Genomic DNA, 19,828 nt, shown 5'->3' on the forward strand with positions numbered 1-19,828 from the left:
ATTGAATGAGAATTGAGTGGTGGAAGTTTTTGAATACAGAAAAATTGTCAGACCGTCTTCATAAAGTTGCCCAATTTGTCCCTAAGGGGTCAAAATTAGCTGATATTGGATCCGATCACGCTTATTTGCCATGCTATCTGGTTAAAAAAGGGGTCATTCCGTTTGCTGTTGCCGGAGAAGTGGTTGACGGACCTTTTCAATCAGCAAAGAGACAGGTGGAAAACGAAAGATTGGCGGATGTGATCTCCGTCCGCTTGGGAGACGGGTTAGATGTAATTGAGGAAGGGGAAGTGGATTGCATAACAATTGCTGGTATGGGAGGTCCCTTAATCACCGCAATTTTGTCAAGAGGAAAAGAAAAACTCAAGGCTGTAAAGAGGCTTGTATTGCAGCCGAATATTGCCGCTGTTTCGATCCGAAAGTGGCTGGCGGAGCAAGGTTGGGAACTGATTGATGAAGAAATCATAAAAGAAGACGGAAAAATTTACGAAATACTGGTTGCTGAAAAAGGTGAGCCGTATAGGCTGTACGGAAAAAATCTAGAGGCAGAACTTTTTTTAGGACCGATTTTGCTGCGAAAGAAACCGGAAGTTTTTACACAAAAATGGAGTACAGAGCTAAAGAATTGGAAAAAGATTTATAGCCGCCTTGAACAGGCATCGCAAACAGTAAAATCTGCTGAAAAAAAGCAGGAGCTGGTAAAAAAAATTAACTGGGTTGAGGAGGCGTTGAAGGATGAAGAAAGTAAATGGTCATGAGATCATCCAGCTATTCGAACAGTTCTCCCCTAAAGGTCTGGCAATGGAGGGAGACAAAATTGGCCTGCAAATCGGCCGGTTGAATCAAAAGGTTGAACGGGTTATGATTGCCCTCGATGTCATTGAAGAAGTGGTGGATGAAGCGATTGAGAAGCAGGTTCAACTCATCATTGCCCACCATCCGCCGATTTACCGTCCACTGCAAAAGCTTGCAACAGAGACAGCACAGGGAAGAATCATTGAAAAATTAATCAAGCATGATATTGCCGTTTATGCCGCGCATACGAATCTTGATGTCGCCGAAGGAGGAGTTAATGATCTGCTCGCTGAAGCATTGGGGATTCAAAATGCGGAGGTGCTGGTGCCTACCTATGAAACAGCGCTGAAAAAGCTGGTTGTTTTTGTGCCGAATTCCCATGCCGAACAAGTGCGGCAAGCGCTCGGAAATACCGGGGCCGGATTTATCGGGAATTATAGCCATTGTTCTTTTTCAACAGAGGGAAACGGTCGGTTTTTACCGGAGGAAGGGACAAATCCTTATATCGGAAAGACCGGAAATCTGGAAACAGTCGCTGAAGTTCGCATTGAAACAATTGTTCCGGAACCGTTGTTGAAAAAAGCGATTACCGCCATGCTGAAATCCCACCCATATGAGGAAGTTGCCTATGATGTTTATCCTCTCGAACAGAAAGGTGCTCTTTTAGGACTGGGCAGAATTGGAACAGTTGAAGAAATGACGCTCGGTGAGTTCGCCGAACGAGTGAAAACAGCGTTAGAGGTGGAGCAGATCCGAGTAGTCGGCAATTTAACGGCGAAAATACGTAAAGTTGCTGTTCTCGGCGGTGATGGCAATAAATATTACAGCCAAGCGAAATTTAAAGGGGCAGATGTCTACGTGACTGGCGATATTTACTATCATACAGCACATGATGCGATGATGCTGGGTCTTCATATGATTGACCCTGGTCATAATGTCGAGAAGGTTATGAAAAAAGGTGTCGCCAATGTCTTGGCTAAAATGTGTATAGAAGCCGGATATGAAGTGGAAATTTTCCCATCTGAACCGAATACAGACCCGTTTCAATTTACCTAAAAAAGAACCAGAGATTCTGGTTCTTTTTTAGATCAGTTTTTAACTTTTGGTAAAATTTTATTTAATGGTACCTTTTTCTGCCGTTCCCATGTTTCCTCGTTTTTCGGATCGTATTGTTCAAGGAAGCTGATGACCTCTTTTGTAATCGGAGTTGGGGTCGAGGCTCCCGCAGTAACAGCAACTGCTTGTGCATTTTTTATCCAATCAAGGTTTAGCTCGGTAATATCGGCAATCCTGTATGCCTTTGTACCGGCAATTTCTTCGGACACTTGGGCAAGGCGGTTGGAGTTATTGCTTTTCGGATCGCCGACAACAATTAAGACATCGGCGTCTTTTGCCTGCTCAGCCACGGCTTCCTGGCGGATTTGTGTTGCCAGGCAAATCTCATTGTACGCCTCTGCTTGCGGGTATTTTTCCTGCACTCTTTTCATGATATCGGCAACGTCCCACTGGCTCATGGTTGTCTGATTGGTAACGATGATTTTTTCGTTTTCGAATGCCAGGGCATCGACATCACTTGCAGAGGAAACCAAATGAACAACTGCTGGAGCTACACCGACAGCCCCTTCTGGTTCGGGGTGACCCTTTTTGCCAATATAGATGATTTCATAGCCTTCTTTTTCCTTTTGCCGGATCAATTCATGGGTTTTGGTGACGTCCGGGCATGTTGCATCAATCGTAACTAGGCCCTTTGTGCGCGCAAGCTCCCGTACTTCCGGTGAAATGCCGTGAGCGGTAAAAATAACGGTGCCCGAATTCACTTTTTCTAAAATCTCTTTACGGTTGTTTCCATCAAGCGTAATAATGCCCTCTTCGGCAAACGCATCGGTCACATGTTTATTGTGAACAATCATACCCAAAATGTAGATTGGACGGGGCAAAGATTTATCTAAAGCCGCGTTTCGGGCAATGACCATGGCATCGACAACGCCATAGCAATAGCCGCGCGGGGAAATTTTAATCACTTTCATCAACTTGTCCTCCTGTTAAAGACATTGGCTAATAATCTACCTTTTTTATTATATAAGAATTATAGGAGGAATACAAAGCAGTGCTACATGCAGCTCTTTACACTCGAAACAATCGGAACGTGAGCGATCCAATGTACTTCAACAAAAATTCAAACGAAAAGAATGCTGTTTCCAGCATCCTCCTTAGATTTAAGATGACTCAAATATAAAGTTTTGGAATAGAGGCACCTTTTTCCCGATTCGTTGACATTTTTGTGTGAGTAGATGGCGATTTTTTTCTGGCCATTCCGGACTGGCTGCCCTGCCCTTTTTTTGATATTGGTTTCTTTTTTGCTGAAGAGGCAGCTTTATTATCACTGCTTTCTTCCTGATTTTCGTTTTTTTCGGTTGTTTCGGTCGCTTTTGTGTCAGTATCAGCTGTCGCGCTTTTTAACCCGCGGTAAAGTTTCCACATGGCGGGGAGATTTTTTACAATCGGGCCGTATTGCTGGATCATCGGGCCAATTGTTTGCGCTGTTTTGATAACTTGCTGGGTATTGTTAAGGAATCCGGAGATCCCAGCAGGGTTTGTTAAGTTTTGCAGAAGTGACCCGCCGCCGGTAGCTGCTCTTCCTGCATTTTGCATACCTGCTAATCCGTTCATCCCCATTCCACGGGCTCCTGTTCCTCTCCCAAAGAGCTGGGACAATAATCCCCCGCCTCTATTCATTTGTTGAGCTCCACGGAAAAGAGGGTTTGGAGGTGCCATGCGATTCATCCCCATTAGCCCCCCTCTTTGGAAGGGTCCTTGAGGCATTTTTGGCGATATAGGCATTCTTGGCTGCATTTTCATCCCTCCTTTCGCTGACATCTTCCTACTTTAAACTATGCATTTTTTTTATTTTTGTTTAGGTTGCCATCCTAGCGAGTGAGAAAATTGCTGATTTAAAAATCAGGAGAAGGAAAAGCTGATAATGAAATAGTGGAGATTTGCTTAAAACTTTACTATAATAACAGGATGGACAAGAGAGTGGATAAGGAGAAGTATATGACTGTTAACCATTTTGAAAAATATTCGTTTCAAGCCTTTATTTTAGAGGCGTTAGAAAAACTTGGATTTTATAAACCAACCGAAATACAAGAAAAAATAATCCCGCATATTTCGAAAAGAGAAAGTGCAATCGGCCAGTCCCAAACAGGCACAGGAAAAACCCATGCCTACATCCTGCCGATTCTTGATAAAATCGATCCGAAGCGTCAGGAAGTACAGGCGGTTATTACTGCACCAACAAGGGAACTGGCAACGCAAATTTACCAGCAAATTTTAAAGATAACCGCTTTTTGCCCAGCCGATGAAAGGATTCAAGCAAAATGTTATATTGGCGGTACCGATAAACAAAGAACGATTGAAAAATTAAAGGTACAGCCGCATATTGTCGTAGGCACGCCGGGAAGAATCAAAGATTTGATGAATGAAAAAGCGTTGCTGGTTCACACGGCTTCTGTTCTTGTTGTCGATGAAGCGGATATGATGCTTGATATGGGTTTTATTTTTGATGTGGACCAAATTGCAGCAAAACTGCCGGAAAACTTGCAAATGCTCGTCTTTTCAGCGACGATTCCGGAAAAGCTAAAGCCTTTTCTAAAAAAGTATATGGAAAATCCGAAATACATCCGGATACATGCACAGCAGGCTGCCGCAGAAAATTTGCAACATTATCTTTTACCTTCAAGGCACCGCAACAAAAAAGAACTTGTGTACGATGTTCTTCTGTATTTTAATCCTTATTTGGCGATTGTTTTCACGAACACGAAAAAAATGGCAGAAGAAGTGGCAGCTGATTTAACGGCAAGAGGATTGAAAGTCGGCCGGGTTCACGGAGATTTAACACCGCGGGAACGGAAAAAAATGATGAAGCAAATCCAGGATTTGGAATTTCAATACATTGTGGCAACAGATCTTGCCGCAAGGGGAATCGATATTGAAGGCGTCAGCCATGTCATCAACTATGAATTGCCGACGGATCTTGATTTTTATATTCATCGCGTTGGCAGAACAGCCAGAGCCGGTTTTTCCGGAACGGCATTAACCATCTATGATTTATCTGATGAAGATGCACTTAATCGCCTTGAAAAAATGGGAATACAGTTTACCCATGTTGATTTGAAAAAAGAAGAATTGATTGAACTGGGCGAACGCAATAAGCGGAAAGCGCGGAAAAGACATTCAGAAGAAACCGATCAGCATGCCAAAGCGATTGTTCGCAAGCCGGAAAAAGTAAAACCGGGATACAAAAAGAAAATGCAGTCGGAAATGGAACAAATCCGCAAAAGGCAAAGAAGATTAAAAAGCAAAAAGAAGTAAATAGGGGAGGAAAGATAATGTTGAAAATTGGTTCACATGTGTCCATGAGCGGCAAAAAAATGCTGCTTGCGGCCAGTGAGGAAGCAATATCCTATGGGGCCAACACATTTATGATTTACACGGGAGCGCCGCAAAACACGAGAAGAAAGAAAATTGAGGAGTTGAATATCGAAGCGGGGAAACGGCATATGGAGGAGAATGGAATCACTGAAATTGTCGTCCATGCTCCCTATATTATTAATATCGGCAATACGTCGAATCCGGCTACTTTTGAATTGGGAGTATCCTTTTTGCGCACTGAAATGGAACGAACGGAAGCGCTCGGGGCAAAGCAAATCGTCCTCCATCCGGGAGCGCATGTTGGCGCCGGAACAGAGGCCGGCATCAAAAAAATTGTTGAAGGTTTAAATGAAGTTTTAACAGGGAAAGAAAACGTGCAGATTGCCCTTGAAACAATGGCCGGAAAAGGATCGGAAGTTGGCAAATCGTTTGACGAGCTGGCGATGATTATCGATGGAGTTCATTACAACGACCGGCTCTCCGTTTGCTTCGATACTTGCCATACCCATGATGCAGGTTATAACATTGTCGAAGATTTTGATGGTGTTTTAAATGAATTTGATAAAATCATCGGTCTTGAGCGGCTTAAAGTTTTGCATATTAATGACAGTAAGAATTCGATTGGCATGCGAAAAGACCGCCACGAAAACATAGGTTTTGGTCATATCGGCTTTACTGCTTTAAACCGGATTGTCCATCATCCCCAGCTTGAGGATATACCGAAAATTTTGGAAACCCCTTTTGTTGGGGAAGACAAAAACAATAAAAAGGCTCCGTATAAGTTTGAGATTGCCATGCTTCGCGAGCAGAAGTTTCAAGAAGATCTCATCGATTTAATTATGCAATCATAGTGAAAAGCCCGGTGAAGCATACCGGGCTTTGTTCTAATATCAGAATTTATATGTTGCCCCTTTTTAACGATTGCCTGAAGAGTAAGACATGTATTCCAATATTCTGAAACGAATCTTTTTGACCAAAATCATGAATCTGTGACATGAAAAGGAACATCCAAGGAATTTATTCCATTAGTAGGGTGTTTCATGGTTGACTGTTTGATTTCCGCTCCATGCGGCTTCGCTTTCCGCGGGCGTGCCGGGGAGCCTCCTCAGCGCTTTTGGCGCCTGCGGGGTCTCCCCTGCCCCGTACTCCCGCAGGACATTGAATAAGCTTCTTGAATCATCACCGCACGAAGGAAATGCGATAGCATTTTCGAGGAGTCTTCGCCGCCTTCCGCTCCAATCCAAAAAGTGAGCCGGAATCAACCATAAGTAAAATGATAGCGATTCTTTGTCAAATTTCTACGATACTAAATTTTTTGGATTGCCAAATAGGCATGTATCAGGTCTTTTCAGGCTATTCACATGCATGGTTTAGGTTAAAAATGTGAGATATACTTGCGTGAATGTCTTAAATGAGGTCTATGTTTTTCAACTTCAACGATTTCAATCTTGCATGCTTCACCATTTTGTAAAACGGTCTTACTTCTTCTGTGAAACACTTTTTTTCAACGGAACCTCCTCAGCCTTTAGCAGTACTTGACCAACATAAGATATGTAAAAATAGGGGCAAATCCTTCGCAACCTTTGTAAGTACGGTTGACGCCTTCCTTATCGGTATTACAGTTATCAAGTGACGAGAATCGAAAGAGAAATTGGAGCCAAGGAATAAAGGCTCAGACTGGTAAGAACCCGATGGCCTGGTCAAAGTGCTTATGTTACTGAGAGCACAAGGGATGATTGCTTATTTCATCATTGCCAAAAGCAATTCGAATAAGGAAAAAAGTGTTCCGCAAAGGAGTACAAACGATCTGATGTTCTCTAGCAAATGATCGCTTCGAATCCTAGGAATAATTCGTTTATGGCACTCTGTTGATTGGAGCGGAAGGCGCCGACTCCTGGGGGATTAGCGTTACAGGCGAGACCCCGCAGGACATTGAATAAGCTTCCTAGAAATAACATCGCACGAAGGAAATGCGGATGCATTTTCGAGGAGCGTTAGCGACGAGGAGGCTCAGGCGTTCTGCCCCCCGGAAAGCGAGTGCCTGGAGCGGAAATCAACAGACCCCGTTTATCCGCCAAACTAAAAAGGACCGGGCGGTTTTTGCCCGGTTTTTCTTATTCATTTTGTAAACTGGATAAACAATTTGTTCACTTCTTTAGCTGTTTCGGGTCCTGCGACTTTTGCAATTTCTTTGATCAAGATCGCTCTTTCGGAAGGATTAAAAATATTAATTTGCTTTCCCCGCAAATAATCGGCTATTTTTTTTGCCTGCTCCCGGGTAACTGAGATATTAAATTGGCTGGCGTATTTTAACAGTTCGGCTGCGGTAATATTGCTAATTTTATGATTAATGATGTTTTCAAATATACTCACTCTCATCACTCCTCATCTTAATGTATGAAGGAGAAAAGAAGACGTGACAACAAATTTCGGGTATGGGATAAAAGCTCTACCGCTAAAAAACTTAAGACAACGGGAGAACTTTACTTTGCCTATTGATTGATGTATACTCATGATATAAATCGGAATGATTCTTAAAATTACAGGTAAAAGCACTGAATACGAAGATGGTAATTGAAAAATTTAGTATATAAAAAGGGAAACATAGGGGTAAGAGGCAATCAGTAGGGGTGAACGATATGGATATAAATATAGCCTTGAAAATCATGAAAGAAAAAGGGTTTAAGCATACTGGAAAGCGGGAAGATATGCTGGAATTGTTTGCGGAGAACAATAAGTATTTAACCGCAAAAGATGTGCTCGAATTATTGAAGGACAGGTATCCGGGCCTTAGCTTTGATACCATTTATCGCAATCTTTCTCTGTTTGTTGACCTTGGCATTTTGGAGATGACGGAATTAAACGGGGAAAAGCATTTTCGCTTTGCCTGCTCTAGGCATCAGCACCATCATCATTTTATTTGCCTTGACTGCGGCAAAACAAAAGAAATCGAAACATGCCCGATGGAAGATTTAAGCGAAAATTTAAAGGGATATGACATCTCTGGCCATAAATTTGAAATTTACGGGAGATGCCCCGAATGCACCCACTAAAAACAGCTTGTTTTGCAAGCTGTTTTTTTGTTTTCCATTCTGCAAGTGTTAATGGTTTGCATATTCTATATAATGCGTTTCTAGTCATTTCTACCCCAGCCATTTTTTTACCCATTCGTCTGCTTCGTTCCAATTGTAAATTCGAACAACCCCATTTGGAAGCGGATCACGGTTGTACGGTGTATCGAACAGCAGGACAGGAATTTGGCATTCTTCGTGAATCATCACGGCATTATCATGCTTATCCTCAAGAAAAAGAGCGACATTATGCTTCTTCGCTGTTTCCACTTTATCATGGGTTCCAATCAATTCAATATGATGAAAGCCCAGATTGTGTTCGTCAAACCATTTCTTTGTGACTTCCAAAAGATGAGAACCACGCGCACTGATAAAAATGAGGTCATGAACCTTTTGCCATTTGGAAAGAACGGTAGAAGCCCCTTGTGCAAGTGGCGATTTGGCGTAAATCAGCGGTTCATTCTTATAAAACCAAGCTGCAAATTCAGCTTCCGAAACATTGACAAGAGGATTGAGATCATATTGCGTAATATCGTCTAATGTAATATCTAAACCGAAATCCTTGTTTATGAATGGGATCATTGAGGCGGGACTAGTAACCGTGCCATCAATGTCGATACCAAATTTCTTCCTCATCTAAAAATCTCCTTCAATTTCAGCCTACCGAATTTTTTCGTGCAAATTAAAGCCTGATTGGTTTACCTAACAATCAGTGGGGGAAATGGAAGCCCCCCCACAGTTTCACTTTATTTTATCAAAAATAAACCGGATTCTAAAAGAAAATAGTATCGATGTTTGAAGCATGATCCTGTTATGACAATCATTAACATCTTAAAAAATAGGCAGTCTGTAAACACTAAAAATGCTCCTATAAATGAAAGTGAGGAATCGAAGATGGTCAACCTTGAAAAAGATGATGATGTAAAAGAAAAGACAAAAAGCGCTTATATTGGTGAAGATATACCGAATGATCCATCTGATTACCGAGAGGAAACGGCGGCTGAAATCGCTGCGCCTGTGCCGGTAAGAAGGCGCGGGTATGATGATTTAAGGGGGCGTTCAGAGGGAGCGACAAGTGCTGGGTATGTAGCTTTGGCGCTGTCGATTCTTTCTTTATTCGTTTGGCCAATCCTTTTTGGTGCAGCTGGCATTGTTCTCGGCATCTTCGCACGGCGCGGAGGTGCGGAAGGGCTTGGTGCCTGGGCAATTGGGATCGGTGCTGTTTCAATTATTATCGGGATCTTTATCCTGCCGTTCTTTTGATTTTTCAACGAATAGGGGCAAAAAACCCGGGAGAGATCCCGGGTTTCACTAAGTTTTATTATTTTGACACTGCTTCTTGTTCAGCCGCTTTTTTCTGAAAATATTCTTCAGCAAGCTGGTCAATTTCTTTCTTTAATTCTTCCACCATCTGGTCTTCCGGAACCTTCCGAACAATTTGCCCTTTTCGGAACAATAGACCTTCGCCTCGGGCGCCGGCAATGCCGATATCAGCTTCGCGCGCTTCTCCGGGTCCGTTCACTGCACAGCCTAATACGGCGACTTTAATCGGTGCTTTAATTTTTTCGATGTATTCCTCTACTTCATTCGCAATGCTGATCAAATCAATTTCGATCCGGCCGCAAGTTGGGCAGGAAATCAAGGTTGCAGCATTGGAAGTAAGTCCGAAAACTTTCAGCAGTTCCCTGGCGACTTTTACCTCCTGTACAGGATCCGCGCTTAATGAAACGCGCAGCGTATTTCCGATGCCTTTATTAATAATTGTACCAAGACCTGCAGCACTTTTAATTGTACCGGCAAACAGTGTTCCCGATTCCGTGATTCCTAAATGAAGCGGGTAGTCAAATGCCCTCGCCGCTTTGTCGTACGCTTCAATTGCCAAATTGACGTCCGATGCCTTCATCGAGACGATAATATCATGGAAATCGAGATCCTCCAAAATTTTAATATGGTGCAGTGCGCTTTCCACCATTCCATCAGCGGTCGGATAGCCATATTTGTCAAGAATCCGCTTCTCGAGTGAACCTGCATTTACGCCGATTCGAATCGGAATTCCTCGTTCCTTTGCCGCTTTCACAACGGCTTCGACTTTTTCACGTTTACCGATATTTCCCGGGTTAATACGAATTTTATCGGCACCGCCCTCAATCGCTTTTAAGGCTAATTTATAATCAAAATGGATGTCGACGACTAGCGGAATATTGATTCGCTTTTTAATGTCGGCGATGGCATTGGCAGCACGCTCGTCAGGACAGGCGACTCGGACGATCTGGCAGCCTGCTTCCTCAAGGCGTTTGATTTCTGCAACGGTTGCTTCCACATCATGCGTTTTCGTTGTTGTCATGCTCTGGATAATGATCTGATTGTTGCCGCCGATCGTTAAATTGCCAACCTTGATCGGTCTTGTCTTTGTCCGATGTATAATTTCACTCACGTGGAATTCGCTCCTTTAAAATGGGTTCGAATCAAAAAATAAGAATACGACCTTTATTTTACAGTCTTGTATTCATCTTGACAAGAACAACAGACTCCCTCGCGTTCTTTTACTTTGTATAATCAGGGAAACGATACGTTTGCCCAATTTGAATCTTTTCTGCATCTTTACCTGTATTTAATGCTTGAAAATCGCGAATCAGTTTGGAGATGGACACAGGGAGAGGTTTCTTGATTTGGTGTTCTACGATTGTCAAAACCGTTTCACCTGGTTCGACTTTTGCTTCAAAGTAAGGAATCGTGGTTTTAGGTTTTGTTGTTTGGATAACCGCATCCGCTTTTTGGGAGCTGGCTTGCGGGAGAGTTCCGGTTGTCAAATCAAAATAGATGGCGTATAGGACGATGAGTGATAGCAGAACACCAAGAAATTTTTTCATTGGACAAGCCTCCGGTTGATTCAAGTTTCTACATCCTATGCTTGTCCACTTTTGCTTAGAACAAAAAACGCGGAAATTAATTCCGCCGTTCTTCTGTGTTTTTTGGTGTTGGTGTTTCTTTTATGGCTAAAAATAAAACCATGATGGCGACAAACCAGTTGATGAAAAAACTGCTTGGCACATTTGTTTTAAGAGCGGCCATAATGGTAAAGAACATGGTTGGTAGTGTTTCGCTGTAGGCGGCCATTCGCCAAAGCTGCCGGTAGTTTAATTTTCTCCCTGCAAGGTTTCTCAATCCAAGACCGAATAAAGCTAAAATACTGACTTCAATAAAATTGGAAGCAGCTGAAAAAAAGTAAATGAGCAAGGAAACGAGGGGAATGATCATCCACTTTAATCCATTTACCATATCAAGAAAATCAAGTATATCTTGTTTGTTTAATTGCATGCCCTGGATCATTGAATAGGCATACGATTCGGTTTGTCCGCCAGCCATCAACACAAACTCATTTTTTAAGATCGCAAATGAATTATCGGTGTCTGACAATTTTTTAGGTGTGATCGCACCTGTTGGATCAAGAATAATGGTAAAATTCCCTTGGTCAATGGTAATGGGCACATTGGTATCTGCTTGCAGCTGACCGTTATTGATCGTAAACGAGGGCAGTTGGTCTTTTAAAACAGCCCTAGCTGAATCGATTCCGGCATTGATCGCCTGGCTTAAAAAATACACAGAAGGAAGAATGGAGAGAAGCGTAAGCAAAAAAACGTAAAGAATGGTTTTTCCAATTCCTTGAAAGCGGAATAGTGCAATATCCTTTGGCGAATAAATACTTTTGTAAAACTGTTTAAAAATGTTCATGGCAATCATCCTTTTTCATTTCATCTAATCGCTTTACTTAGGGTATAAGATAAGGAACGCCTTGGTCAACTACTATTTTACATGTGAAGGCCAGCTTTTCATAATTTAAAGAAGGCAGCAGAAAAACGAATGGAGGTATGTTTATGCTCGCACTATACTGGGGCATTATTGGAATTTTATTTGTCTTGGCTTTTGTAGGTCTCATTTATCCGATTCTTCCTAGCGCCCTTTTTTTGATCGGCGGATTTTTGGCATACGGCTTGTTTTTTGGTTTCTCCGCTTTAGGCTGGTTTTTTTGGGTGGTAGAGGCTTTCTTTTTTGTTTTATTGTTTGGCGCCGATACAATCGCCAATTTGATTGGGGTGAAAAAATACGGAGGGACAAAGGCTGGAATGTGGGGAAGCACCATCGGAATTCTCGTAGGACCCTTTGTCATCCCGATTGTGGGGATCATTGCCGGGCCGTTTATCGGAGCGGCACTGGCTGAGATGGTTGTCCATAGACGAAGTTTACCGGAAAGTCTAAAAGTAGGATTTGGCTCGGTCATTGGCTTTATTACAAGTGTCCTGGCTAAAATCATCGTTCAAGCCGTGATGATTGGGTACTTTCTTTTTGTCACTCTATGAACAAAACAGCCAGCCTTGTTCTGATGGCTGTTTTGTCTTCTATTAGTTTAATCCGCAAATTTCATATGGACAATTTTGACAGTCTACTTCCCGTTTTAAAAAGCTTAAATTTTTCACGGTGAATTTTTGCTGATGATAGGAAATGACATTCTGTTCCCGCAGTTCTTTCAATGTCCGCTGAATCACTTCGCGCGTTCCGTATGTAAGATTGGCTAATTCCTGATGGGTTAACGGAACATCGATTAAAATGCCTTCCTCTGTGATCATCCCGTATGAATGGCAGAGACGAATTAAGATGGAATAAAGTCCGCCTTTTTTTCCGTTCATAATTAAATCTTGGCATTTCATTTGTGCTTTTAAGTAGCTCGTGCTCAAGAAGGTGGCAAATGCTTCCATGGCGGCGGGATCATTTTTAATAAATTCTTCAAATTTATCTCTTTTTATTTTCAACAATTGACAATCCGTCATTGCTTTCGCTGAAAAATGATAGCGCGGATTTGGTGTGAATACCTGATATTCAATAATTACTTCCTTGCTCGCCGCAATTTTTAAAATAAGCTCTTTTCCACGCATATGCACTCTGCCGATCGAGACATTGCCATTAAGTAAAATATACATATATTCGACGGACTCTTTTTCCTGAAAAAGCACGGTGCCCGCCCGCACCATCTGAACTGGCTCATGGCTTGCAAAGAACTGTTCGAGAACCTCAAATAAAGAAAAGCTTTTCGTTTGCATTGTCGCCACACCCTTTTAGTTTGATTAAATGAAATTATATCCAATGTGTCAATAGAGGTTTTACATCATATGGAAAAAAATACAGCAACTATGACTTAAATCGTTGACAGCACAAGGGATATGAGATTCATGACAATTTAATGAATTTTTAATAGCAGAGGGGTATAAAATTTGCAAGGGAGGAAAATGTATGTAAGGTAACTCGATGCCTATGTGTAAAATATTTCTCGGGACCAATTGCTGGTAAAAAAAGAGAAGGCACTCTATCATAAATGTACGCTGACCAAGGCGAAATACATTTAGAAAGAGGCCTTCTCATGGAAAAAATTATAACAAAAATATACAAATTAATAAAGGAAAGTGAAAATCTAATAATCCTTGAAGAACGTCTTCAGCTTTTGATGTATGAGGTTTTTTCTCAACTCCTAGGGGAAGTATTTAATCATATGAACCAGGCAATTGTGAAGGAAAAACAGAAAGCGGATTGGAAAGTCGAACGAAATGATCCAAAGACTGTTCAGTTCACTTTTGGAACGATCCGATTTAATCATACGTTAATGCATGATAATGAAGGTCATCCAGTCTATCCTTTTGATGAATTATTGGGTTTGCGAAAACATCAGCGTTATAGTCCTCTGGTTGAGGTTAAGGTAGCTGAATTAGCCAGTCAAAACGCCTATAGGGAAGTGGCTCGAACCCTAAAAGAATGGACCGCTGTGACAATCAGCCATCAAACAGTGGGAAAGATGGTTAAGTCTGTGGGAGGAGCACAAGCGAAGGCGGATGAAGAATTAGTATTGGATTTGGAGGAAGCGGCCAGCTTACCAGAGGCAAAGAAAGTGGATTTTTTAATGGCTGAGGCGGATGGGGTATTTGTCCGAAGTACAAAGCGTAGAAAGAATATAGAGGTTCATCACGCCATTACATATGAGGGCTGGGATATCAATGGAAAACGTGTATCTTTGAGAGAGCCAAAGGTTATCATGACCACTCAGCGCACAGATGTGTTTTGGAGCCAAGTACAGGCCACTACGGCTCACCGCTATAGCTTGGAGAATACTCAAGTAGTGACCAATAGTGACGGAGGTCTGGGCTATACAGCTGACAAATTCCAAGGAGCCTTTTCACAATCTCGTTATAAGGTGTGGAATCAACTGGACTCTTACCATATTTCGCAATCACTAAATCGGACATTCGGGGTAAAAAGCGACTGGAAAGACAAGGTGAAAAAAGCCATTGACGATCATGATATGGATGCATTTACAGTGTGTTTAGACACATACGAAAGCACGCTTGAGGATTCAAAACAACTTGAGAAATTAAAAGCATTCCGTTGGTATATTGGTGGAAATTGGGATCGAATTTTTGATTGGAGAAATAAGGTTAAGAATCTGCCAGAGAATGCGAGAAACCTAGGAGCGATGGAGTCGAATCAGCGCCACGTCTCTTTTCGGATGAAAAAGAGAGGGATGCATTGGAGCTATGAGGGGGCTGAGGCAATGGTTAAAATTAAACAAGGTATTCTTAATCAAACCTTGAGAGAGGTATACCTTAAGCACCAGCATAAAAGCGCTAGAAAGCAGCGTGAAGTGAAGAAAGCGGTGAGAATGTCCCAGATTCTTCACCAGGCTACCCGGCCATCTATAGGAGCCAAAAACGGGAGAATCAGCTTACATGCCCCCCATTCGACCGCTATGGGGCAATTAGTTAAGAGTATGAGTTTATAACCTGCATGTTTTCATAAGGTTCGTGAGAACGTTATGAAAATGTGCAGGCCACCAAGCGGTAGCGCGGTAGGGAAGTCAGCGTACAAAAAGTGAGTGCCAGAAACCACGTGTCCAGAGCACTACCGAGAAAAACTTGACACATACACTCGATGCTTTTTATTTGAAACCATTAGCACAGTTTGGTAATCTTATTGTTGAAGGCATTAGAACCATTCTAATATCAGAACGATTCTAAAGCTGTTCATAAAAATGATTTTACATAGGAGGATGGAAAAAATGGCATTTGAATTACCGCAATTACCTTATGCTTATGATGCATTAGAACCGAACATTGACAAGGAAACCATGAACATTCACCACACGAAACACCATAATACGTATGTAACAAACTTAAACAATGCACTGCAAGGGAACGAAGAGCTTCTTTCTAAATCAGTTGAAGAAGTGATTTCAAATCTTGATGCCGTTCCCGAATCTGCGCGTACCGCAGTTCGCAACAATGGCGGCGGCCATGCAAACCACTCATTGTTCTGGCAAATTCTATCTCCAAATGGCGGAGGGGAGCCTGCTGGTGAATTGGCAGAGGCAATCAACAATAAATTTGGCAGCTTTGCAAACTTTAAAGAAGAATTTACAAAAGCAGCAACTACCCGCTTCGGTTCAGGTTGGGCATGGCTTGTCGTCAATAACGGAGAATTGGAAGTAACAAGCACACCAAACCAAGACAATCCGTTAATGGAAGGGAAAACACCAGTCCTTGGACTTGACGTTTGGGAACATGCTTACTACTTAAAATACCAAAACCGCCGTCCTGAATACATTACTTCCTTCTGGAATATTGTAAACTGGGATGAAGTAGCAAAACGCTATACTGCAGCGAAGTAACCATCTAGGGAAAAGGCAGCCAATCGGCTGTCTTTTCTTTTTTAGAATTGCTAAATAAATCGCATAAGATTTAGGTCCTTGTTAAAGACTACCCTTATGAAAAAGGGGAGTCGTTATGGCAAAAAAATTGAAACTGCTTGGAGATGTAGAATTAACGAAGGATTTGCTGCTGCTGCTCGTCATTGGCGGACTTTATTCACTGAGTGTGGCACTGTCCAATACCTTTGTAAACATTTATTTATGGAAACAAACTGGAGAATTTTCGGATTTGGCCTTTTATAATTTAGCAATTGTTGTCCTTCAGCCTTTGACCTTTATTTTAGCGGGCAGATGGGCAAAAAAAGTCGACAGGGTCATTGTTTTAAGAATTGGCGTTATTTTCCTGGCTCTTTTTTACGTCTTGGTTTTGTTTACTGGGGCGAACGCATCCAAATTTCTATTGCTGCTGGGAAGTTTTCTTGGGATCGGATATGGGTTTTACTGGCTTGCTTACAATGTATTGACCTTTGAAATTACCGAGCCGGAAACAAGGGATTTCTTCAATGGTTTCTTAGGAATCCTTTCATCAGTTGGCGGAATGATCGGTCCGATCGCGGCAGGAGTTATTATTACACGCCTCGAAAAATTCACCGGGTATACCGTTGTATTCGGATTATCATTAGCATTGTTCGCCCTTGCTGTTTTGTTAAGCTTTTCGTTAAAACCGCGTCCCGCAAATGGAAAGTATTGTTTTACCCGAATTTTGCAGGAGCGAAAACACAATGAAAATTGGCGCTTGATTACGAATGCCCATTTTTTTCAAGGTCTTCGCGAAGGAACCTTTGTTTTTGTCATATCCGTGTTTGTTTTTATTTCAACCGGGAGCGAGATGGCGCTCGGTACATTTGGACTTGTTAATTCCGGCATTTCGTTTATTGCTTATTATATAGCTGCGCGGCTGATTAAAAAGCATAAGCGGAAAAAAGCCATCTTAATTGGAGGCCTTCTATTATACGCGGCGATTTTGCTTATTATTTGGGATGTGAATTATGTAAAGTTAATCTTATATGCAGCGCTAATCGCCGTTGCCTACCCAGTTTTGCTTGTTCCCTACATTTCAACGACATATGACGTGATCGGCACAGGCTGGAGGGCAGCGGAAATGCGGATTGAATACATTGTCGTAAGGGAAATTTTCTTAAACGTCGGACGGATTGTATCAATTTTGCTTTTCTTAATGGCGATCACCTGGTTCAACGAACAAAAAAGCATACCGATTCTTCTTCTCATCTTAGGCGCCGGACATACTGTGATTTATTGGTTTATCAAACGTGTTCACCTCCAATCTGCCAACAATCCATCATAAAAACGAGAAAGTTCAATTCAGTCGAATTGGGCTTTTCCTATTGATTGGGACTTTTGATACGGATTAAAATTGGTAATGGTTCTTCATAGCCAAAATGGGAGATTTCTTATAAAATATTGTTTAGGTGAGAATCAAAAAGGAAGTGTGCGTGTCCGTTGAGTAAAAAGAAAAAAAAGAAGTCTCCTGTTCCGTTTCGCTTAAATGTTTTGTTTTTTGTTGTATTTGTTCTGTTTTCTGCATTGATTTTAAGACTGGGCGTTGTCCAGATTGTTTATGGGGATGATTTTAAGCGGGAAATTCAGCAAAACGAAGTCACACCTGTTAATACATCTGTACCGCGCGGACGAATATTGGACACAAATGGGAAATTGATCGTAGGAAATCAGCCACTAAAAGCGATTACGTATACAAGGCCGAAATACGTCACCCCAAAAGAAATGCTCAGCATTGCGAGAAAATTAGCCGCATTGATCAGCAAAGATTCCGCAGATGATTTTAAAGCAATTACGAAAAGAGATCGGCAGGACTATTGGCTGATGCTGCATCCGAAACAGGCAAAGGCAAAAATAACAAAACAGGATGAAGCAAAATTAAAGAAAAAAGGTTTAAACAGTAAAGAGTATGACAAAGAAATCTATAATTTAACAAGGGAAAGAATCACGGATGCCGAATTAAATTCTTTTTCTAAATCCGAACTTGAGGTATTGGCGATATACCGCGAAATGGCAAGCGGGACAGCTTTAACACCTCAAATTATCAAAAATAAAGATGTGACGGATAAAGAATATGCGGTTGTAAGTGAAAATTTGGATTCTTTACCGGGAGTCGACGCAACAACGGATTGGGATCGAAATTATATCTATAAAGATAATCAAGGCAACGGTCCCTTAAGCACCATTTTAGGGAAAGTGACGAGTTCCAAAGAGGGACTGCCAAAAGACCAGCTTGACCAACTATTAGCACAAGGATACAGCCGAAATGATCGTGTCGGAAAAAGTTATCTTGAATCGCAGTATGAAAATGTGCTTCAAGGACAAAAAGAAATTGTCAGAAATACAACCGACAATTCAGGGAAAGTGATCGATTCGTCAATCGTTAAAAATGGTGAAAGTGGCAAAGACCTTGTACTTTCAATTGATATTGATTTCCAGAAAGCGGTAGACCAGATTGTTCGAGATAAACTGGCTCAAGCAAAAGTAGGCCAGCCGTATATGGATCGGGCGTTTGTATCAGCCATGAATCCTAAAACCGGAGAAGTTCTGGCAATGTCAGGTGTACAATATGTTAAAAATACAAAAACAAATCAGACCGAGATCCAAGATTTTGCCCTTGGAAATATGATCACTTCCTATTCGATGGGATCAGCTGTAAAGGGGGCAACTTTGTTAACGGGCTACCAAACCGGTGCGATTAAGCCGGGTGATTCTCTCTATACCCAGCCATTGAAATTTAAAGGGACACCTGTGAAAAGAGACTGGAACAAAACAGGTTTTGGTTTGGTAAATGATTTATATGCATTAAAGAGATCTTCAAACACCTATATGTTTTTAACGGCAATGAAAATTGGCGGCCAACAGACATATGTCCCAAATGGTCCGTTAAGAATTGATAAGGTTGCGGCAATAAACAAATTAAGGACGAATTTTTCGCAATTTGGCTTAGGGGTAAAAACCGGCATCGACTTACCGGGAGAGCAGAGCGGATATGGCGCCGGTCAAATTCCTGGCGATGCAGGTAAAGTTTTGGACTTTGCAATCGGCCAATATGATACGTATACACCGCTGCAACTGCTCCAATATGTATCGACGATTGCAAATGGCGGTTACCGTGTTCAGCCGCATATCGTAAAAGAAATACGAGAACCGGATTACCGAACAAATGGACTTGGACCAGTCATTCAGGAGTTTGATCCGAAAATTTTAAACAAGATTGATATGAAGGATGAATGGATTAAGCATGTTCAAGATGGAATGAAACTAGTTGTCAATGATCCGCAAGGTACTGGATATGGATATATTACAAATAAGCAATACAATATTGCGGGAAAAACAGGTACGGCACAAGCATTGTATGACGGGCCGCTGCCGGTGCATCCAATGACATGGAATGTAACGTTTGTTGGTTATGCTCCATATGACGATCCTGAAATCGCGATATCGGTTGTTGTCCCGTGGTCGACAACCGATCAGACACATGTAAACTTGGAAATTGCCAATGAGGTTTTTAAAGCCTATTTTGATCTGAAGCAAAGCAGAATGAACCAAAGCGCAACTCCGGCTGTTCAGCCGCAGCCAGCACAAGGACAATAAAACAGCTTTCAAATGAACCTGTCTAAAATGGCAGGTATTTTTTTTGCGAAGTTTTGCAAACACTAATGAAGCAGGGCCCAATTGCTAAAAAAATAAACCCGATTTACAAAATATCGACACAGATTTACAAAAGCTTTACAATTCATTAAAACTCGGTTAACACTGAAAC

General features: G+C 41.8%; 19 protein-coding genes. 11 read left to right on the forward strand and 8 right to left on the reverse strand.

The genetic code is table 11. The features are described from left to right. The first annotated feature begins 29 nt into the window (after window positions 1–29). Both ACQYAD_RS16440 and ACQYAD_RS16445 read left to right on the forward strand, forming a co-directional pair. A complete protein-coding gene (locus ACQYAD_RS16440) occupies window positions 30–758 on the forward strand; it encodes a tRNA (adenine(22)-N(1))-methyltransferase (protein ID WP_430239814.1) in 729 nt (242 codons plus the stop codon). Further along, complete coding sequence (locus ACQYAD_RS16445; RefSeq protein WP_430239816.1) at window positions 736–1,851, forward strand: Nif3-like dinuclear metal center hexameric protein; 1,116 nt, start codon at window positions 736–738, stop codon at window positions 1,849–1,851. Before ACQYAD_RS16440 ends, ACQYAD_RS16445 begins: the two co-directional genes overlap by 23 nt. A 32-nt stretch (window positions 1,852–1,883) precedes the next feature. On the opposite strand, the gene ACQYAD_RS16450 is transcribed toward ACQYAD_RS16445, so the two are convergent. Both ACQYAD_RS16450 and vrrA read right to left on the reverse strand, forming a co-directional pair. Further along, window positions 1,884–2,822 (reverse strand): 4-hydroxy-3-methylbut-2-enyl diphosphate reductase, encoded by a 939-nt coding sequence (locus tag ACQYAD_RS16450; RefSeq protein ID WP_430239817.1) that lies wholly within the window; start codon window positions 2,820–2,822, stop codon window positions 1,884–1,886. A gap of 199 nt (window positions 2,823–3,021) precedes the next feature. Beyond that, window positions 3,022–3,579 (reverse strand): VrrA/YqfQ family protein, encoded by a 558-nt coding sequence (gene vrrA, locus ACQYAD_RS16455; RefSeq protein WP_430239818.1) that lies wholly within the window; start codon window positions 3,577–3,579, stop codon window positions 3,022–3,024. A 270-nt stretch (window positions 3,580–3,849) separates the two neighbouring features. Between vrrA and ACQYAD_RS16460 the strand changes: the two genes are divergently transcribed. Then, window positions 3,850–5,166, forward strand: a complete 1,317-nt coding sequence (locus ACQYAD_RS16460) for a DEAD/DEAH box helicase (RefSeq protein ID WP_430240015.1) — start codon at window positions 3,850–3,852, stop codon at window positions 5,164–5,166. Between the two features lie 17 nt (window positions 5,167–5,183). Further along, window positions 5,184–6,077, forward strand: coding sequence for a deoxyribonuclease IV (locus ACQYAD_RS16465; RefSeq protein WP_430239819.1), 894 nt, complete (start codon window positions 5,184–5,186; stop codon window positions 6,075–6,077). Window positions 6,078–7,344: 1,267 nt separating this feature from the next. Here the strand turns inward: ACQYAD_RS16465 and ACQYAD_RS16470 are convergent. Next, entirely contained in the window at window positions 7,345–7,599 is a 255-nt protein-coding gene (locus ACQYAD_RS16470) for a DUF2624 domain-containing protein (RefSeq protein WP_430239820.1), read from the reverse strand. A 266-nt stretch (window positions 7,600–7,865) separates the two neighbouring features. Here ACQYAD_RS16470 and ACQYAD_RS16475 point away from each other — a divergent pair, with 266 nt between their 5' ends. After that, on the forward strand, window positions 7,866–8,279 hold the full coding sequence (locus tag ACQYAD_RS16475) for a Fur family transcriptional regulator (RefSeq protein WP_430239821.1): 414 nt from the start codon (window positions 7,866–7,868) through the stop codon (window positions 8,277–8,279). Between the two features lie 90 nt (window positions 8,280–8,369). On the opposite strand, the gene ACQYAD_RS16480 is transcribed toward ACQYAD_RS16475, so the two are convergent. Beyond that, window positions 8,370–8,933 (reverse strand): 5' nucleotidase, NT5C type, encoded by a 564-nt coding sequence (locus tag ACQYAD_RS16480; protein ID WP_430239823.1) that lies wholly within the window; start codon window positions 8,931–8,933, stop codon window positions 8,370–8,372. Between the two features lie 258 nt (window positions 8,934–9,191). Here ACQYAD_RS16480 and ACQYAD_RS16485 point away from each other — a divergent pair, with 258 nt between their 5' ends. Further along, window positions 9,192–9,560: a hypothetical protein gene (locus tag ACQYAD_RS16485; RefSeq protein WP_430239825.1), complete on the forward strand. Its 369-nt coding sequence runs from the start codon at window positions 9,192–9,194 to the stop codon at window positions 9,558–9,560. Between the two features lie 58 nt (window positions 9,561–9,618). Here ACQYAD_RS16485 and ispG read toward each other — a convergent pair whose 3' ends face one another. The 3 genes from ispG to ACQYAD_RS16500 all read right to left on the reverse strand — a co-directional run bounded on the left by ispG (window position 9,619) and on the right by ACQYAD_RS16500 (window position 12,029). Then, window positions 9,619–10,722, reverse strand: a complete 1,104-nt coding sequence (gene ispG / locus ACQYAD_RS16490; RefSeq protein WP_430240016.1) for a flavodoxin-dependent (E)-4-hydroxy-3-methylbut-2-enyl-diphosphate synthase — start codon at window positions 10,720–10,722, stop codon at window positions 9,619–9,621. Between the two features lie 118 nt (window positions 10,723–10,840). Beyond that, the gene (locus ACQYAD_RS16495; RefSeq protein ID WP_430239826.1) at window positions 10,841–11,167 is read right to left on the reverse strand and encodes a hypothetical protein; all 327 of its coding nucleotides are present in this window, start codon (window positions 11,165–11,167) and stop codon (window positions 10,841–10,843) included. Between the two features lie 76 nt (window positions 11,168–11,243). Further along, a complete protein-coding gene (locus ACQYAD_RS16500; protein ID WP_430239827.1) occupies window positions 11,244–12,029 on the reverse strand; it encodes a DUF1189 domain-containing protein in 786 nt (261 codons plus the stop codon). A gap of 143 nt (window positions 12,030–12,172) precedes the next feature. Between ACQYAD_RS16500 and ACQYAD_RS16505 the strand changes: the two genes are divergently transcribed. After that, window positions 12,173–12,655 (forward strand): DUF456 domain-containing protein, encoded by a 483-nt coding sequence (locus ACQYAD_RS16505; RefSeq protein ID WP_430239829.1) that lies wholly within the window; start codon window positions 12,173–12,175, stop codon window positions 12,653–12,655. Between the two features lie 42 nt (window positions 12,656–12,697). On the opposite strand, the gene ACQYAD_RS16510 is transcribed toward ACQYAD_RS16505, so the two are convergent. After that, window positions 12,698–13,393: a Crp/Fnr family transcriptional regulator gene (locus ACQYAD_RS16510; RefSeq protein WP_430239831.1), complete on the reverse strand. Its 696-nt coding sequence runs from the start codon at window positions 13,391–13,393 to the stop codon at window positions 12,698–12,700. A 317-nt stretch (window positions 13,394–13,710) separates the two neighbouring features. Here ACQYAD_RS16510 and ACQYAD_RS16515 point away from each other — a divergent pair, with 317 nt between their 5' ends. The 4 genes from ACQYAD_RS16515 to ACQYAD_RS16530 all read left to right on the forward strand — a co-directional run bounded on the left by ACQYAD_RS16515 (window position 13,711) and on the right by ACQYAD_RS16530 (window position 19,659). Next, complete coding sequence (locus tag ACQYAD_RS16515) at window positions 13,711–15,120, forward strand: ISLre2 family transposase (RefSeq protein WP_430234557.1); 1,410 nt, start codon at window positions 13,711–13,713, stop codon at window positions 15,118–15,120. Window positions 15,121–15,396: 276 nt separating this feature from the next. After that, complete coding sequence (locus tag ACQYAD_RS16520) at window positions 15,397–16,005, forward strand: superoxide dismutase (RefSeq protein ID WP_430239833.1); 609 nt, start codon at window positions 15,397–15,399, stop codon at window positions 16,003–16,005. A 115-nt stretch (window positions 16,006–16,120) separates the two neighbouring features. After that, window positions 16,121–17,350, forward strand: coding sequence for an MFS transporter (locus ACQYAD_RS16525; RefSeq protein WP_430239835.1), 1,230 nt, complete (start codon window positions 16,121–16,123; stop codon window positions 17,348–17,350). 155 nt (window positions 17,351–17,505) lie between these two features. After that, the gene (locus tag ACQYAD_RS16530; RefSeq protein WP_430239836.1) at window positions 17,506–19,659 is read left to right on the forward strand and encodes a peptidoglycan D,D-transpeptidase FtsI family protein; all 2,154 of its coding nucleotides are present in this window, start codon (window positions 17,506–17,508) and stop codon (window positions 19,657–19,659) included. The last annotated feature ends 169 nt before the right edge of the window (window positions 19,660–19,828 follow it).

This window comes from Neobacillus sp. SM06 (genome assembly GCF_050496765.1).
Taxonomy (GTDB): domain Bacteria; phylum Bacillota; class Bacilli; order Bacillales; family Cytobacillaceae; genus JAEVLT01.

Coding starts and splice junctions, on each gene's coding strand:
- ACQYAD_RS16465 (WP_430239819.1), top strand. CDS start 5,184: ATGTTGAAAATTGGTTCACATGTGTCCATGAGCGGCAAAAAAATGCTG.
- ACQYAD_RS16525 (WP_430239835.1), top strand. CDS start 16,121: ATGGCAAAAAAATTGAAACTGCTTGGAGATGTAGAATTAACGAAGGAT.
- ACQYAD_RS16450 (WP_430239817.1), bottom strand. CDS start 2,822: ATGAAAGTGATTAAAATTTCCCCGCGCGGCTATTGCTATGGCGTTGTC.
- ACQYAD_RS16460 (WP_430240015.1), top strand. CDS start 3,850: ATGACTGTTAACCATTTTGAAAAATATTCGTTTCAAGCCTTTATTTTA.
- ACQYAD_RS16445 (WP_430239816.1), top strand. CDS start 736: ATGAAGAAAGTAAATGGTCATGAGATCATCCAGCTATTCGAACAGTTC.
- ACQYAD_RS16515 (WP_430234557.1), top strand. CDS start 13,711: ATGGAAAAAATTATAACAAAAATATACAAATTAATAAAGGAAAGTGAA.
- ACQYAD_RS16500 (WP_430239827.1), bottom strand. CDS start 12,029: ATGAACATTTTTAAACAGTTTTACAAAAGTATTTATTCGCCAAAGGAT.
- ACQYAD_RS16475 (WP_430239821.1), top strand. CDS start 7,866: ATGGATATAAATATAGCCTTGAAAATCATGAAAGAAAAAGGGTTTAAG.
- ACQYAD_RS16495 (WP_430239826.1), bottom strand. CDS start 11,167: ATGAAAAAATTTCTTGGTGTTCTGCTATCACTCATCGTCCTATACGCC.
- ACQYAD_RS16505 (WP_430239829.1), top strand. CDS start 12,173: ATGCTCGCACTATACTGGGGCATTATTGGAATTTTATTTGTCTTGGCT.
- ACQYAD_RS16520 (WP_430239833.1), top strand. CDS start 15,397: ATGGCATTTGAATTACCGCAATTACCTTATGCTTATGATGCATTAGAA.
- ACQYAD_RS16510 (WP_430239831.1), bottom strand. CDS start 13,393: ATGCAAACGAAAAGCTTTTCTTTATTTGAGGTTCTCGAACAGTTCTTT.
- ACQYAD_RS16485 (WP_430239825.1), top strand. CDS start 9,192: ATGGTCAACCTTGAAAAAGATGATGATGTAAAAGAAAAGACAAAAAGC.
- vrrA (WP_430239818.1), bottom strand. CDS start 3,579: ATGAATCGCATGGCACCTCCAAACCCTCTTTTCCGTGGAGCTCAACAA.
- ACQYAD_RS16480 (WP_430239823.1), bottom strand. CDS start 8,933: ATGAGGAAGAAATTTGGTATCGACATTGATGGCACGGTTACTAGTCCC.